Source organism: Providencia sp. UF-183, from assembly GCF_058246155.1.
Genome location: NZ_JBSICD010000006.1, coordinates 114075 through 131225, shown reverse-complemented (window position 1 = coordinate 131225; position 17151 = coordinate 114075). Strand labels below are relative to the sequence as shown.

14 protein-coding genes are annotated in these 17151 nt (G+C 43.7%); 11 read left to right on the top strand and 3 right to left on the bottom strand.

The window, feature by feature from the left end:
* Nucleotide 1 precedes the first annotated feature (1 nt).
* Entirely contained in the window at nt 2–1318 is a 1317-nt protein-coding gene (locus AC4IFT_RS07575) for a polysaccharide deacetylase family protein (protein WP_490750998.1), read from the bottom strand.
* A 342-nt stretch (nt 1319–1660) separates the two neighbouring features.
* Between AC4IFT_RS07575 and AC4IFT_RS07570 the strand changes: the two genes are divergently transcribed.
* The 3 genes from AC4IFT_RS07570 (at nt 1661) to AC4IFT_RS07560 (ending at nt 5169) form a co-directional block, all read left to right on the top strand.
* Nucleotides 1661–2773: a mandelate racemase/muconate lactonizing enzyme family protein gene (locus AC4IFT_RS07570; protein ID WP_353242648.1), complete on the top strand. Its 1113-nt coding sequence runs from the start codon at nt 1661–1663 to the stop codon at nt 2771–2773.
* A 191-nt stretch (nt 2774–2964) separates the two neighbouring features.
* The gene (locus AC4IFT_RS07565) at nt 2965–4275 is read left to right on the top strand and encodes an MFS transporter (RefSeq protein ID WP_490734323.1); all 1311 of its coding nucleotides are present in this window, start codon (nt 2965–2967) and stop codon (nt 4273–4275) included.
* A gap of 159 nt (nt 4276–4434) precedes the next feature.
* Nucleotides 4435–5169 (top strand): Crp/Fnr family transcriptional regulator, encoded by a 735-nt coding sequence (locus tag AC4IFT_RS07560; RefSeq protein WP_490734321.1) that lies wholly within the window; start codon nt 4435–4437, stop codon nt 5167–5169.
* On the opposite strand, the gene exuR is transcribed toward AC4IFT_RS07560, so the two are convergent.
* Nucleotides 5170–5931 (bottom strand): transcriptional regulator ExuR, encoded by a 762-nt coding sequence (gene exuR / locus AC4IFT_RS07555; RefSeq protein ID WP_490734319.1) that lies wholly within the window; start codon nt 5929–5931, stop codon nt 5170–5172. It abuts the gene before it with no gap.
* Between the two features lie 239 nt (nt 5932–6170).
* Between exuR and AC4IFT_RS07550 the strand changes: the two genes are divergently transcribed.
* Entirely contained in the window at nt 6171–7664 is a 1494-nt protein-coding gene (locus AC4IFT_RS07550) for a UxaA family hydrolase (protein ID WP_490750997.1), read from the top strand.
* A 202-nt stretch (nt 7665–7866) separates the two neighbouring features.
* Here AC4IFT_RS07550 and araD read toward each other — a convergent pair whose 3' ends face one another.
* Complete coding sequence (gene araD, locus AC4IFT_RS07545; RefSeq protein ID WP_353242658.1) at nt 7867–8565, bottom strand: L-ribulose-5-phosphate 4-epimerase; 699 nt, start codon at nt 8563–8565, stop codon at nt 7867–7869.
* 454 nt (nt 8566–9019) lie between these two features.
* Between araD and AC4IFT_RS07540 the strand changes: the two genes are divergently transcribed.
* From AC4IFT_RS07540 to AC4IFT_RS07510, 7 genes are all read left to right on the top strand, one after another.
* Complete coding sequence (locus AC4IFT_RS07540; RefSeq protein WP_490750996.1) at nt 9020–9832, top strand: DeoR/GlpR family DNA-binding transcription regulator; 813 nt, start codon at nt 9020–9022, stop codon at nt 9830–9832.
* 213 nt (nt 9833–10045) lie between these two features.
* Entirely contained in the window at nt 10046–11038 is a 993-nt protein-coding gene (locus tag AC4IFT_RS07535; RefSeq protein WP_219249519.1) for a substrate-binding domain-containing protein, read from the top strand.
* 157 nt (nt 11039–11195) lie between these two features.
* Complete coding sequence (locus tag AC4IFT_RS07530) at nt 11196–12713, top strand: sugar ABC transporter ATP-binding protein (protein ID WP_273826821.1); 1518 nt, start codon at nt 11196–11198, stop codon at nt 12711–12713.
* Entirely contained in the window at nt 12706–13695 is a 990-nt protein-coding gene (locus AC4IFT_RS07525; protein ID WP_490734312.1) for an ABC transporter permease, read from the top strand. Before AC4IFT_RS07530 ends, AC4IFT_RS07525 begins: the two co-directional genes overlap by 8 nt.
* 13 nt (nt 13696–13708) lie before the next feature.
* The gene (locus tag AC4IFT_RS07520; RefSeq protein WP_490750995.1) at nt 13709–14743 is read left to right on the top strand and encodes an ABC transporter permease; all 1035 of its coding nucleotides are present in this window, start codon (nt 13709–13711) and stop codon (nt 14741–14743) included.
* Between the two features lie 19 nt (nt 14744–14762).
* A complete protein-coding gene (locus AC4IFT_RS07515; RefSeq protein ID WP_490750994.1) occupies nt 14763–15626 on the top strand; it encodes an L-ribulose-5-phosphate 3-epimerase in 864 nt (287 codons plus the stop codon).
* 11 nt (nt 15627–15637) lie between these two features.
* Nucleotides 15638–17113, top strand: a complete 1476-nt coding sequence (locus AC4IFT_RS07510; RefSeq protein ID WP_490750993.1) for an FGGY-family carbohydrate kinase — start codon at nt 15638–15640, stop codon at nt 17111–17113.
* The last annotated feature ends 38 nt before the right edge of the window (nt 17114–17151 follow it).

The window sequence follows — 17151 nt, the reverse complement described above, 5'->3', positions numbered from 1 at the left end:
GCTACTTATCAACAATAATATTTTGGTTCACAACGCTTTGCTCGCTGTTACCCACCATTTGGGCAAATTTATCCAGTGGGTCGGTACGAAACGCATATAAGCGTTTTAAGGCAAATGGGTTATCCCCTAGTTTCACTTTTCCTTGGATCGTCGTCACCGCGATATGTAACCCTGCCTCTTTCGCGGCTTCCATCGCCGATGCGTTATAGCCACCAAACGGGTAAGCTAAGTAACGTTGATCCGGCTCGAAGTGACTCAAAATCTTCATCGATCGTTTAAAATCCAACATGATCGTGTGTTCTTTGCGGCTAAATAAAATAGGCGAGTTGTGGTTGTCTAAACGGTGTAAAAAATGCGTATGAGACTGGATATTAAAAACATCTTGGCTATTTTTAATCTCTTGCTTGCTCATAAATTGCAACGAGTCTGCCGACCATTTTTGTGGTTGCGTTTTAATCCGTGAGGAAATCACAAATAGTGTCGCTTGCTGCTGGTTCTTCCTTAAAATGGGCAGCGCATAGCGGTAAACCGATTTCAAACCATCATCAAAAGTGAGTACCACGGCTTTACCCGGCAGATTGGCCGTTTTATTCAAATAATCTTCCACATCTTCTAGAGACAATGTTTGGTAACCCGCCTCTTTAAGGTAATTCATTTGCTCACTGAATGCCTCAACGGATGTCGTCGTCGAGGTATTGCGGAAGTTTTTATTTTCGCTATCTTGCAAAATATGGTGGTAGGTTAAGATAGGAATGCCTTTATCCAACGCCACATCCTGTAATTGAACATATCCCAAACGATCCCCAAGGCGAATGGTTAGCCATGCAGTTTTCTCCCCTGTTTTATCTGTTTTAATCATTCGAGCCAAAACAGGGTAGCGCAAGTTATCCCATAAAGAGGCAATTTGCGGGCTATTGCTGTCGGTTGTACGGTAAACAGGGGTTTTTTGGTGGGTGATCAAATAATCATAAATCGGGTTCTGCAAATCATTCAATCGGTCCACTTCTGGCACGTAGCGAGGCTTTTTGTTGGTAAAAGATGAGGTTTTCACAAAAGCATAATCATTGCCAAATTGCATTGCACAGTAATCCCCTGCGGGGGAATAAGCGTAAAAACCGTGATCTGCATTTAGCTCAGCAACTGCTCGCATTTCACCTGCAATTGGTGAAAAGATAATTTCTGACGCTTTGGTCTGCACTAATTTTGGCGGGATATCGGCAAGTTTCCAATCATCGGTGCTGTTTATCTCGGTCGCCAACGATTGCGAAATTGAATTTACCAGTAACACGCAAAACAGTAAAAAAAATCGTTTACACATTTGTCATCCATCACCCGCTGAGTTTTACCGCGATTATTCTAAACCTACTCAATAATTAACCCTATAGCTTGATAAAAATTTTTATTTTTAATTAAAATCAATAAATTAGCCTTGCTATTATTAACTCCTCAAACTTTTCCCTTTCAAATTAAATGCGTCAACTTAAGTTGTTATACCAATTTGAGTATTTATTTATGAGTTATCATACAAAATAAAGAGATCTAGCTCATATTTATTATTAAAAAACGGTACATCGGCACAATCTGTAAATCATTTGACAGTTAATTCCAATTCTCACTGCTAGATTGGCTCTCAGACACTTTTCAACACCTGGGAATAGCAATGAAAATAAAAGAAATTAGCACCTTTATCATGCACGTACCGGTCACCAATGACCTGATCGGCGATTCAACCCATAGTATTACCCACTGGGGAATGCCGGGTGTAATGATTAAAACAGAGTGCGGTTTAGTGGGTTATGGCCACACTGGCACGCACGCAGACATTACAACAGACCGTTTAATTACCACCATCATTGAAGATGTATTTGGCCCTATGTTACTGGGTGAAGACCCGAACGAAGTGCGTTATTTGCACCGTAAACTCACTCGTAGCTCCACCAATATTTGGGTGGGACGTGGAGGGTTAATGCAAATGGCAATCTCCGCCATTGATATCGCACTGTGGGATTTAAAAGCCAAAGCGGCGCAGCAGCCTCTGTGGCAATTATTTGGTGGTTCAAAGCACAATAAAGTGAATGCGTATAACACCGACTGCGGTTGGTTAGTGCGTAGCCAAAACGACCTTGTTGATGACTGTAAAAAAATGATCTTCGAAGAAGGCTTTAAAGCTATCAAGATGAAGATTGGTAAACCCGACCCACGGGAAGATTTACAACGTATCGAAGCCGTTCGCAACGCAATCGGCGACGATATTGACTTAATGGTTGATGCGAATGGTAAATGGGATATCAGCATCGCTAAACAATATGGCCACCGTTTGAATGATTTCAATATCAAATGGTTTGAAGAACCACTGTGGCACGATGATGTGGCGAGCCATAAGCAATTAGCGGCTTATATGGATACGCCAATCGCTTTAGGTGAGTTACTGTATCACAATGATTCATTTAAAGAATTTGTACTTGCTGGCGCAGTTGACTACTTACAACCGGATGCAACCCGTTGTGGTGGCTTAACCGCAGTGTGGGAAATTGCCGACCTCGGTATGGCATTTAACCTGCCAGTCACACCGCACCATGGCGATATGATGCAGGCACAATTGCATCTCGTAATGGCGCACCCTGCCTGTTCATTATTGGAATTTATTCCATGGACACTGGACTGCTTTGTTGACCCAGTGGAAGTGGTTGACGGTGTGTACAGCACCCCAACCGCACCGGGCGCAGGCACAACGTTAAAACCAGAAGCATTAGCAAAATTTAACGTGAAATAATAAAAAATCCCTTTCCTGATATTTTAATTATTCACAGCAAGGGAAAGGGAAATAAATAACAAGAATTATTCATTTAAATTACCTATTTAATAGCTCTATACTCTACTCTGCTGATTTTTCAGTGGTGGGCTAAACACGTAATAAAAATGAATAGATAACATCATTACCTTATAAAAATACTGGGGTGAACCATGTCCACCAATATTGACCACTTATCATCAGCAACCAGCAAAGCGATACGAAAAATAATACCGATGGTGGTATTAATGTTCATATTAGCTTACTTGGACCGCTCGAATATTGGCTTTGCTAAACAAGAATTTCAGCTAACAACAGGGTTAAGCGACGCCGCTTATGCATTCGGCGCAGGGATTTTCTTTATCGGTTACGCATTATTTGAAGTGCCGAGTAATATCTTGTTATACCGCATTGGTGCGCGCGTTTGGCTATCGCGCATCATGGTCACATGGGGGTTAATCTCTGCGGCAATGATGTTTGCCCATGATGAAACTACCTTTATTGTCTTACGCTTTTTACTCGGTGTCAGTGAAGCCGGCTTCTTCCCTGGGGTTATTTTATATTTAACCTTCTGGTTCCCACAAAACATCCGTGCGCGAGTCACAGGCTACTTCCTGTTTGGTGCACCACTCGCATTTATTATTGGCGGACCATTATCAGGTTCATTGCTGGCCCTAGAAGGTTCATTCTTTGCCTTTGGGTTATATGGCTGGCAGTTAATGTTCGTTGTGGAAGGTTTATTAGCTTCCATCGTCGGGATTTGGGTATTCTTCTACCTTGATGATCGCCCGGAAAAAGCCAAATGGCTAACGGATGACGAGAAAAATGCCCTTGCTGCGAAACTTGCATTAGAAGAAGACGCGAAAAAAGGTCACAGCCCGAAAGGTGCGCTGAGTGCCCTGCTAGATATGCGCGTTCTGTATCTGTGCTTGATTTGGTTCACCGTTCAAGTATGTGGATACGGTATTTATTTCTTCTTACCAACACAAATCGCGACATTATTAGGTAGTAAAGTAGGTGTGTTAGTCGGCTTTGTAACCGCAATTCCACCACTGTGTGCCGCTATCGCAGTTTACTATGTACCACGTATTTCTGAGCGCTTAAAAGAGCGCCGTAAAGTCGCTGCCATTACCTTTATGTTAGGGGCTGCGGGGATTGCAGTATCAGGCTTATTCGATAGCATTCCAGTGATTGCCATCATTGCACTGTGTGTGGCAGCCGCGGGTCACTTAGCGATGCAACCTCTGTACTGGAGCTTCCCGTCTGCTTATTTAGGCGGAACGGCGGCTGCATCGGGTATCGCTTTAATTAACTCAGTGGGCAACTTAGGCGGTTTTGTCGCACCAAACTTAAGAGTCTGGGCAGAAACCACCTTTGAATCCGCGCGAGCTGGCTTGTATTTCATTGCCTTAGTTGCCTTTATCGGCGGCCTGTTAATCCTTACATTGAAAAAACTCGGCATCGAAAAGAAATTTGAAGACTAATTTCGTTTGATGTGAAACCTTCCCGAGTCATCATTGATGACTCGGGATTTTCTATTTTTAGATCAAACCCATTGAATTACCTGTTGCTGTTGTTCATGATTGAACATAACCCTACCTAATGCCATGATAAGGCTTATGACTCATGCAGGGAGCATTCAAATGAACATTGCTGTACAAAACAGTCAGTTGGTTATGACGCATGCTGAAGTGCTAGACGTTTTACAAACCAATAGCTGGTTCAGTAACTTACCCGATTATTTGAGTAGCGCTCTGATGGAGTGCGCCACGCTGCGTTTTTATCATGACAGTGAAATGGTTCACTACCAAGGTGACCCCGCTCGCGGGTTGTATGCCGTCATCCAAGGTTCAGTAAAGGTCAGTTCTATCTCCACTGACGGGCGTGAATGCGTGTTTCGTTACCTTTCCCCCGGTAACTGGTTTGGCGAAATTGCCATGCTGGATAAATCAGCACGCACTCACGATGCAAAAGCCATTAGCCCAACAATCTTGCTGACCATTTCCCCAAAAGATCTTTCTCAGATCTTGGAAAAATACCCGGTTTTCTATCAGTTTTTAAATATTCTGCTCTGTAAAGTGATCCGCAATGCATTCACGATTATCAATGACAGCGCCCTGCTTTCGGTTTCTGCAAGGCTGGCAAAACGCCTCTTAAGTTTAGCGGAAGGCTATGGAGAGCCCCATGAAAAAGGCACTCAGTTGAGTTTATACCTCACTCAAGATGACCTTGCGACGATTATTAATACCACTCGCCAAACCATCAATAAGCGATTGGTAGCATGGGAAAAATTAGGCTGGATTGATGCAAAATACGGGAAAATTGTCTTAGTAAACCTTCCCGCATTAAAGCAAATTTCAGAGGATGATGAAGACTAGCTAGTCCTTTTGGTCAACCGGTGGGCTATCCGCAAAGAAATAACGATCCATCGTAAATTCGAAGTCATCACTGGTGGCGTTAAACAACATTTTTTTGGTGTTTTCTAAGTGCTGCCACATGGCTTGCCTTGCGCCTTTTGGGTCACGACGGGCTAATGCCTGTAAGATTTGGTCGTGCTCATCACACCAGCTTTCAATCGAGCGGTTATCGATGTGCTCATGAAGTTTTAACCAATATGGGTTACGCAACCGTTGGCTCCACATTTGTTCGACAATCACTACCATCGCGCTGTTATGAGTTGAAGCCGCAATTTGCATGTGAAATGCCAGATCCCACGCAGAATCACGAAAACGGTCTTCTTTGCGTGCATTTTTTTGAATTTCAAGCAGTTTTAAAATATCTTCTTTGGTGGCTTGAGTCGCGGCAAACTCCGCGATGTGGCTTTCGATCAACTGCCTCGCTTGCAATAATTCAAACGGCCCACAGCGGCTAAACTCTAAGCCACCCTCAGTATTGACAGAGTTATTAGACCGATTGCTGATAACATGTATACCAGAGCCTTTCCGAACATCCACATAGCCTTCCACTTCTAACATAATAATGGCTTCGCGGATCACAGTGCGGCTGACATTCATTTCGTCTGCCAATAGCCTTTCTGCGGGGAGTTTAGTGCCAACAGGGTATTCATCATTTTCAATACGTTCTTTAACCAGTGCGGCTACTTGCTGGTACAGGCGCGGTTCGCTCTCAGCTGAGCTCATGATTTTCTCCTTTTGCAGTATGGCCTAACTTGGCAATGCTTTTATGGCTTTAGTATAACGAAATTACCCAATGATGGGGAAGCGAGAATATGAGCCAGAAATAATTTTATCAAAAAATTGGTATAACACCTTTTAAAGATATAAACCAGACCGTATAATGCATGAAAATTAGGCAGAAAAATTGAAAATAATCACCCAACTGATCTTTTCAGTCCGATGCACCGCTCAGGGAGCAAAACATGCAAAAAGAAATTATAAAAATACATACTCATGACAATGTCGCCGTCACACTAATCGATAGGTTCGCTGGGGATACATTCACCATTGAAGATCAATCAATTACCTTAAAACAAGATGTGAGCCGTGGGCATAAGATTGCCTTAACTACCATTGAAACAGGCAAAAATGTCATGAAATATGGGGCGCCAATAGGCCACGCCACCGTCGATATTAACATTGGGGAGCATGTACATACCCATAATACCGCGACCAATCTTAGCGCATTAAATGACTATGAATATCACCCTGAGCATAATGCGATTTCGGCAACCGTAGCGGATCCTGATGTTCAACTCTATCGCCGTGCCAATGGTGAGGTGGCGATTCGTAATGAGATCTGGGTGATCCCAACAGTGGGTTGTGTCAACGCCCTCGCCCGTAAAATGATCGAGCGGTTCCAAAAACAAAATAGCAATGCCGATGATATTGATGGCATGTATTTATACAACCATACCTTAGGTTGCTCCCAATTAGGGGATGATCACTTAACTACCCGCACCATTTTGCAAGATATGGTAAAGCACCCGAATGCAGGGGGCGTATTAGTGATTGGACTTGGTTGCGAAAACAACCAAGTTGCTGCCTTTAAAGAAACTCTCGGTGAATTTGATGCAGACCGCGTTAAGTTTATGGTGTGCCAACAATTAGAAGATGAAATTGAAGCAGGCGTTGAGCATCTTAACGAACTTTATCAAGTTGTTAGGCAAGATAAACGCGTTGCAGGCAAACTCAGTGAAGTGAAATTTGGCCTCGAATGTGGCGGCTCCGATGGATTATCAGGGATCACCGCAAACCCATTATTAGGCTGTTTTTCTGACTTTTTGGTGAGCCATAATGGGACGACGGTATTAACCGAAGTGCCTGAAATGTTTGGTGCAGAACAAATTTTGATGAACCATAGCCATGACGAAAATACCTTCGAAAAAACCGTCGAGATGATCAACGACTTCAAACAATATTTTATCGCCCATGATCAGCCAATTTATGAAAACCCATCACCGGGTAATAAAGCAGGTGGCATTTCGACCCTTGAAGAAAAATCCCTTGGTTGTACGCAAAAAGCGGGCACCAGCCAAGTCATGGACGTCTTAAAATACGGCGAGCGCCTGACAACATCAGGGTTTAATTTATTGAGCGCACCAGGTAACGATGCGATTGCAACCAGTGCGTTAGGTGCAGCTGGCTGCCATATGGTGTTATTTACCACAGGCCGTGGGACGCCGTATGGCGGTTTCGTACCCACCTTAAAAATTGCAACAAACAATGAGTTAGCCGCTAAAAAGCCCCACTGGATTGACTTTAACGCAGGCGCACTGTTAAACGGTAAATCCATGAACCAATTACTGGATGATTTTATTTCGCACGTCGTCAAAATCGTCAATGGCGAACAAACCAAAAATGAAATCAATGATTTTCGTGAATTAGCGATTTTTAAAATGGGCGTCACGCTTTAATTTCAAACGCATCCCTATTGTTTTGTTATTTTGAAGTAATAGGGATTTTTTAATCCACTTTTTTAATATAACCATTCGATACCAAGGTCACGATTTTTAAATTATAAACATCGTGTATAATTGTTATTATAAAATAAAATAGCCACATAAAATATTTATTTGTGGCTATTATCATTGTATTTAAATATGAATTATTGAAAATTTACTTTTGACCATAATACGCATTTTTGCCGTGCTTACGTAAATAATGCTTATCTAACAGTTCTTGTTGCATTGCCCCTACCGCAGGCTGTAATTGGCGAGTAAATAAATTCATATAGGCAATTTCTTCCAGAACGACCGCATTATGCACGGCGTTGTCAGGGCTCGTTCCCCATGCAAAAGGGCCGTGGCTATTGACTAATACCGCAGGAACATCTTTTGCTGTAATGCCTTTTTCTTTAAAGGTTTCAATGATGACATTGCCCGTTTCCCTTTCATAATCACCGGCAATTTCACTTTCTGTCATTAAACGCGTACACGGAATTTCACCATAAAAATAGTCAGCGTGTGTGGTGCCTAACGCACTTAATGGTTGCCCTGCTTGCGCCCAAATGGTTGCGTGGCGAGAGTGAGTATGCACAATGCCACCGATTTCAGGAAATGCCTTGTAAAGGGCTAAATGGGTGTCTGTATCAGAAGAGGGACGGTATTTCCCTTCCACCACTTTCCCCGTTTCTAATGAAACGACGACCATGTCTTCTGCCTGCATAGTTTCATAGTCCACACCCGACGGCTTAATCACCATCAGACCCGCTTCACGGTCAATCCCACTGACGTTACCCCATGTGAACGTCACTAAGTTGTGTTTTGGTAAAGCAAGGTTCGCTTCAAAGACGTGTTGTTTGAGTTTTTCTAACATAATGATCCCCTAGCTATAAAATTTGCTTAAATATCAACAACAAAAATTTATTCTCTGGGTATGTTTTGTGTGTTGATAACCTGTCTCTACCTATTAAGGTAAACAGATTTTGCTGATTTAAAAAGCAGTCACATTTACAAACTCGCAACAATTCAGGCTAACTCAGTCACGCTCGGGCATATTTAGTCATCTTTAGTCAATTCTAGCGTGTGGTAAAGTGACCGAGTTAGACCAATCTTTTTTGCTTCCTATGAATAACGCGGAAAGATAAGGCAAATAACGAGATTTAAATCACATATTGAATGCAACAAAACCAACTAAATTTCAAATATAGCCAATTCAGATCACTTTAAAATGCTTTGTTTTTTTCAAAAAGGGATTACTTGAATCCAGTCACGACAAAAAAAAAGTAACGCAGGCAGAATAAATATCGTGGAAAGAATAGGAGCTAAAAATGTTACAAGCCGAACGCCATAAATTAATTTGTTCCCATGTTGTGCAAAATGGTTCGGCGTTAGTGCGTGAATTAGCTCAGTTATGCTTAGTTTCCCAAGAAACGATCCGTCGCGATTTAACGGTGTTAGAACGCGAAAATCGTATCATTCGTAGCTTCGGTGGTGCTGTCGCCATTGACCAAGAAGAAATGCCGATGGTCAACGTAATACCATCCTCGGTCAAACTCAGTCAAATGGTTGATGGTGCAGAGTCTTTTCGCAAAAGAACCGAAGAGCACCCTGATGCGAAAATGAAAATTTCCAAAGCTGCGCTGAAATTTATCCAGCCCGGCGACTGTATTATGTTAGATAACAGCAGTACATGCTGGTTTCTGGCAAGGCAAATTCCAGACATCGATATTACGGTGGTCACGAATTCCGTCAAAATTATCCAAGCATTAGCGTGCCGCGACCGAGTTCGTGTTATTGGGATTGGCGGCGAATATTCAGAACGCCATGATGACTTCCATGGCCCGATTGCAGAAAGCATTATTCGTAGCTTCCAAATTAAAACCTTATTTTTATCATGCCAAGGTTTTAATATTGAAAATGGTATTCGTGATGGTAGCGAAATAAACTCAAAACTAAAAAACATTATGTTGCAGGTATCTGAAAATACCGTTTTGCTCGCGGATAACAGTAAGCTTGGAAAATATGCATTTAGCCAAGTTTGTACATTCGATGATATTAACGTACTCATTACCAATAAGCTGAATGATACTAATTTTCAAACGAAATTTCCAAATTTGAATATTATCGAGTGCGATAAGTAATTTATTAAAATATAAAAAGTCCGTAACCGTGATGTAAGTAAAATAATAATCGTTAATTTATTTTCTGTATTAAAAAAGTGCAGGGATATTATGTATCCATAATTCCTAAGCACCTAATTATAGGCATACCTAAATTCGATAATACCATTGACCCTACGTTGATGAGATAGCCGATTTTAGTATCCATCTACACTAAGGAATACAACTATGAACATGAAGAAGCTAGTTTTACCTTGTTTAATGAGCGTTGCACTGTTTTCAAATGTTGCGATGGCTGAATCTCAAAAAGCACAAAAACCATTTACCATGGGCGTTGTGGTGAAAGTCGGTGGTATTCCTTGGTTTAACGTGATGGAACAAGGGATTACCGAAGAAGGTAAAAAACTCGGTGTGAATGCATTCCAAGTTGGTCCAACAACAGCTGACCCTGCGGAACAAGTTCGTGCAATTGAAGATTTAATCGCGAAAAAAGTGGATGTGATCGGTGTCGTGCCAAACGATGCAAAAGTGCTTGAGCCAGTACTGAAACGTGCGCAAGAAGCGGGTATCAAAGTTATCACCCACGAATCACCAAACCAAACTAACGCAGACTGGGACTTCGAATTACTCGACACCCAAAGCATGGGCGCTAACCATATGAGAGATATGGCGGCCTGTATGGGTGAAGAAGGTAAATACGCCATGTTTGTTGGTAGCTTAACCGTTCCTCTGGTAAATGAGTGGGCAGATGCCGCTATCGCTTACCAAAAAGCTAACTACCCGAAAATGCAAATGGTCGATGACCGTTTCGGCGTCGCTGAATCCGTTGATGACTCAATGCGTACCGCTAATGACCTGTTATCCAAACATAAAGACCTAAAAGGCATCATGTCATTCGGTTCACAAGGCCCTATCGGTGCGGGTCGTGCTATCGATAAACGCCGTAAAAATGCGGAAACTTGTGTATTCGGTACTTTCACCCCAGGCCAAGGTATCAAATTACTGGAAAAAGGCGCAATTGATGGCGGCTATATTTCCAATCCAAAAGTGGCAGGACAAGTTTTCGTTCAAGTTGCAACTGCAATGATGAATGGCGAAGAGATCAAAGATGGCGTTTCAATCGGTGATATGGGTGAAATTAAAGTCAGTGGCAACACCATTTTAAGTGATAACCCAGTCAACTTGAATATTGAGAACACCAAAAAACTGGTTGAAGTCGGCCTGTAATTACTCGCTGTAAAATGTCATATAAAACAAAAAAATAAGATTTACCCAGATTTTAAATTTTCTGTTTTCAAATCGTTCGAGTTGCCCCCAATAGCGCGGCAGCTCGAACGCTGAAGAACAAGCCAACACCAATTTATTTGCAGTAGGAATTGTACTTATGACAACCACCTCAAAAGCAGACAAATCCGATCCACTCATTACCTTGCGCGACCTTTCCAAAAGCTTTGGCGGCCACCGCGCGCTACGCAATATCGATTTGACGCTCAACAAAGGTGAAGTGCACTGCTTAGCGGGCACGAATGGGTGCGGGAAGAGCACACTGATCAAAACCATTAGTGGTGTCTATGCCCCTGATGACGGTAGTAAAATTGAGATTGACGGCAAAAGCTATAACCGTTTAACGCCAGACAAAGCCCGTGAATTAGGCGTGCAAGTTATCTACCAAGATTTATCGTTATTTCCGAACTTAACCGTTGCGGAAAATATCGCTTTTGAGCTGAATCTCAAAGGCTATTTTGGCTGGTTTCGTAAAAAACAACTGCGTGAGAAAGCGTTAGAAATCCTAAACGAGCTGTCTTTTACCATCAATCCAGATACTCCCGTGCAGTTTTTACCTATTGCCCAGCGCCAGCAAGTGGCAATTTGCCGTGCATTAGTCGCAGACGCACGTCTAGTGATTATGGATGAACCAACGGCGTCATTAACCCGTACCGAAGTAAACCAGCTTTTATCTACCGTTAACTATTTAAAAGATAAAGGTATTACAGTCGTATTTGTTAGCCACCGTTTGGAAGAAGTGAAAGAAATTTCAGACCGCATTACGGTTATCCGTGATGGGCAAAAAATTGGCACATGGCCCGCTGAAGGCCTGACTACCCGCAAAATTACTGAACTCATGACGGGTTTAGACATCGTCCATGAGCGTAAGCCACCGAATAATGCCGAAGACCGCCGTTCAGTGTTAGAGCTGAAAAACTTAAGCCGTGCGGGGCAATATAGCGATGTGTCACTGAACTTAAAACGCGGTGAAGTACTGGGTTTATGTGGGTTACTAGGCTCTGGCCGTACTGAGCTCGCCTTATCATTGTTTGGGATCACCCACCCAGATAGCGGTGAAATGAACATTGAAGGCAAGCCCGTTAAGTTAAAAAATAATACCGACGCGATTAAACACGGTATTGGTTATGTCTCTGAAGACCGCCTGACTTTAGGCGCGATTTTGCAACAATCCATCGCGGACAATATGGTGATTTCAATTCTGGATCGCCTCAAAACTCCGCTGCATTTAATCGATGAAAAACAGTGCCAAGACATTGTGCAAGAGTGGATTGCCGACTTAGACATCAAAGTCACTGACCCGAATAACGCCCTCTCAACGCTATCTGGCGGTAATCAACAAAAAGTGGTACTGGCGAAATGGATTTTAACACGCCCTAAAGTGTTGATTCTCGATTCGCCAACTGTTGGGGTCGATATTGGTGCAAAAGACAGTATTTATAAACTGATCCACCGTTTATCCGGTGTCGGAATTTCCATTTTGTTAATTACCGATGAAGCCTCCGAAGCTTATTACAACTGCGACCGAATTTTACATATGAAACAAGGCTCTATCGTCAAAGAAATTGTGACGGATTCCATCAATGAGCAGCAATTGGAGGAAATCATCAATGGCTAATTGGCAAAAACTTCGCCCCCAATCTGTTGAAGGTTGGTTAACGTGGGTCATCTTGATTATGGTGGTTTTCTTCACCACTATGAGCCCGCAATTTTTGACGATCCAAAATTTACTCGACCTGAGTGAAAGCTATGCAGTCACCGGTATCTTTGCTTTAGGGTTATTTGTTGTTCTAGTCACGGGCGGGATTGATATTTCCTTTGCTGCGGTGGCCTCCGTCGTTCAATACGTCATTGCTACGTGGCTGCTGCAAGGCTTTATTGCCAGCCCCGCATTAAGCATCACGCTGGCGATTATCATCGGGATCACTTTCGGCTTAATCAACGCGATTTTGATTTACTCGCTGAATGTTGTGTCGATCATTATCACTATCAGTATGCAATCTCTACTATTCGGTATGTTGATGTGGCTAACCAACGGGCACAGCATTTATGACTTGCCTGATTGGTGGGTCGACCCTGTGACTATCTTACCTTTCGAAGTAGACGGGGAATATTACCAAATTGGCTTGCCACTGATTGTCATGTTGGGGATCGCCTGTTTAACGTGGATTTTAATGAACAAAACCCATATTGGCCGCCAACTTTATGCAGTAGGAGGTAGCCAAGAATCGGCATCTCGTATCGGTATTCGGGTATGGGTCATCTACCTGTTTGCGTACGGTTATCTCGGTGCAATGGCAGCCATTGGTGGCATGTTGCAGACCTACCGTATGAGCGAAGTCGTGCCAAGTGCCCTCGTTGGTGGTGAGTTAGATGTGCTCGCAGCGGCCGTATTAGGTGGCGCTAGCTTATCGGGTGGGCGTGGAAGCGTTATCGGTACGCTGATGGGGGTATTCCTCATCGGTATCTTGAAAAACGGCCTTAACCTGATTGGTGTCTCAAACTACTTCGTCAATATCGTCATCGGTATGGTTATCCTCATTGCGATTTGTATTACCCATTATAAGAAACGCAAAGAGACGGACGTAGGTTTTGTTTAACAGGAATATCACCATGAAAAAACAAGCTTTTTTTAAAATTGATGGCTCTGTTATCGGACTGCTTTCAATCTTTGTACTGGCTATCGCGGCCTTCAGTATCGCTATGCCGGGGCACTTTTTCACTCAAAATACTTTTTTGAGTATTACCTTCCAGCTCCCTGAGTTGGGCTTACTGACATTTGCCATGTTCGTGCCTATGTTAAGCGGTGGCTTGAACCTTGCGATCATCAGTACTGCCAACTTAACAGGGTTATTTATGGCGTGGGTGTTCATTAATTACCTCCCCGTCGATGCAGGTACTGGCACGCAGATTATGTGGCTGGTGATTGCATTAGTGGGCGCGACCGTGATTGCCGTGATTATCGGTAGCTTAACGGGGTTAATGATTTCCCATATCGGTGCCCACCCTATCCTTGTGACCTTAGGGACAATGACCATCATCAGCGGTATTGGCGTATATCTAACCAAAGGCGCGGCGCTCAGTGGGATGCCACCGATTGTACGCGCTATCGGTTCTGATACCGTCTTTGGTGTGCCGATTGCCATGATTATCTTTATTGTCACCGCTATTTTATTGGCGCTGTTCTTAGGCTGCACCCGCTTAGGCAAAAATATCTACATGAGCGGCAGCAATATCAACGCAACGTGGTTCAGTGGCATTCGAACTGATCGTGTAATGATTGCGATTTACACCATTTCAAGCCTGCTGTGTGTGCTGGCAGGGCTGATTATGATGGCGCGCTTTAACTCGGCGCGTATGGGATACGGTGATTCTTATTTATTACTGACCATCCTTGCCATCGTATTAGGCGGAACTAACCCATTCGGGGGAGTTGGTAAGGTGAGCCGTGTGTTCTGTGCGCTCTTGGTTTTGCAGGTGATTGCAACGGGTTTAAGCCTGCTCGGTATCAGCTTGCACTTTAACCTTGCGGTTTGGGGTATCACCTTAATCTTGGCGTTAGCGTTCAAATTCTTCAAAGAAAAATGGAGCACCAAACGTGCTATGACCCGTAACCAAAAACTCAATAAAGCATCGTCACAAAGTTAAATTTTTCAGGGAGATTATTATGCGCAAGCATCCGATTGGAATTTACGAAAAAGCCTTACCGAAAAACAACAGCTGGTTAGAAAAGTTAGCTATAGCCAAAGCCGCGGGATTTGATTTTGTTGAAATGTCAGTAGATGAAACTGACGAGCGCCTTGCCCGATTAGACTGGAGCCAAGCAGAACGCTTAGCGCTCGTCAAAGCCATGCAAGATACTGGCGTTCGCATCCCAAGTATGTGTTTGTCTGGTCATCGCCGCTTCCCGTTTGGTAGCCACGATGAAGCCACTCGCTTAATGGCATATACCTTAATGGAAAAAGCCATCAAACTGGCTCAAGACTTAGGTATCCGTACTATCCAGTTGGCTGGATACGATGTGTATTATGAAGAACAAGATGCCCAAACCATTGCAAATTTTGAAAAAGGTATGCAGTGGGTGAGTGAAATCGCCGCCGCTTCCCAAGTGATGTGTGCGGTGGAAATCATGGATACGCCATTTATGAACTCCATTAGCAAATGGCAAGCATTGTCCGACAAGATTCGCTCGCCATGGTTCAGCGTTTACCCTGATGTTGGCAACCTGACCGCTTGGGGCAATGATGTGGAGCAAGAATTCACAAAAGGTATTGAACATGTTGCGGCCATTCATTTAAAAGATACTTATGCCGTTACAGACACCTGCAAAGGGCAATTTCGCGATGTGCCATTTGGTGAAGGCTGCGTCGACTTTGTGAATTTATTCAAGCTATTAAAACGCCTAAATTACCGTGGTACTTTCTTAATTGAAATGTGGACGGAAAAAGCGGATGAGCCACTCGTCGAAATTATTAAAGCACGTCAGTGGATGGAAGATAAAATGCAGCAAGCGGGTTGGAACAACGCGTAAAGGAGCCCAAAATGAGCACATTTTTTATGGGTGTTGATCTCGGCGGAACCGTCATTAAAGCGGGGATCTACACGCCTGAAGGCCAAGAAATTACCGTTGCTGAGCACCCGTTTCCAACAGAAAGCCCAGAGGCGGGCTTCAGCGAACGGAATATGGACGAACTATGGCAAGCCGCTTGCCATGTTATCCGTGATGCCATCAAAAATAGCCGTTTAAATGCATCCCAAATTGCAGGGGTCAGCTTTTCCTCACACGGAAAAGGCCTGTATTTACTGGATAAACACGGCCAACCTGTTCGCAAAGGGATTGTGTCCTCAGATTCACGGGCTCAAGCCATTGTCGATGCATGGCATCAAAATGGTACCGCAGACAACGCTTATCCGCTGAGCTTACAGCAGTTGTGGGCTTCCCACCCTGTCGCATTATTGCGTTGGTTAAAAGAAAACGAGCCCGATAACTACCGTGATACAGGCCATGTTTTGATGGTGCACGACTATATTCGTTACCGCCTAACAGACCAAATCGCTTGCGAAGAAACCAATATTTCAGGCAGCCAGCTGTTTAACCAAATCCAATCGAGTTATGACCCTAAACTTTGCCAACTTTTTGGCATTGATGAGGTGAATGATAAGCTTGCTCCTGTTATCAATTCCGCAGAACTTGCAGGGACGGTGACACGTCAAGCCGCTGAAGAATCTGGTCTTGTGGAAGGAACGCCCGTATTTGGTGGCTTCTTTGATGTGGTTGGTGCGGCATTAGCATCTGGTGTCAGTCAAAAAGACAAACTCAGCGCCGTTGCAGGGACATGGACGATTTCTACCCGTGTTTTCGACGAAATTGTTCCCTCAGACTACCCGTATGTTTGGAGTAAATACTGTATTCCAGGCACCTATTTTGTCCACGAAGGCAGCCCAACATCAGCCAGTAATTTAGCGTGGTTTACCCGCCATTTCTTCAACCAACGGTTGCAAAACTATGACGTGCTGAACCATTGCGTCGCTGAAGGGGCAACACGGAAAAATGACATATTATTTTTCCCATGGCTGTACGGCTCGAACTACCACAGTAACTTGCATGGCGGGTTATTAGGGTTGAGCTCACACCATACCGACGCTGACATTGTGTACGCCATTTATCAAGGCATCGTGTTCTCGCATTTACTGCACCAAGACCGCATTGTGGGCCTTGATAATGCCACTGAGTCCATCCGTTTCACGGGAGGGCCAACACAATCGCCACTGTGGATGCAAATGTTCTGCGATGCGAGCAACTTGCCGTTAGATGTCGTGAACGTGCAGCAATCAGGCTGCCAAGCTGCGGCACTGTGTGCTGCGGTGGGAACGGGGTATTATTCAGGTTTTGATGCGGCGATTGCAGCGAGTACGCCAAAAATCACCACATACCAACCTAATGCGCTAGGTCACCAACAATTACGTGATAAATTCGCCCGTTTTAAAGCAGTCGCGGATGCATTGAGCTGTCATTAAATACACAAAAATCATAAAGGCAGCACTTAATATCAGCG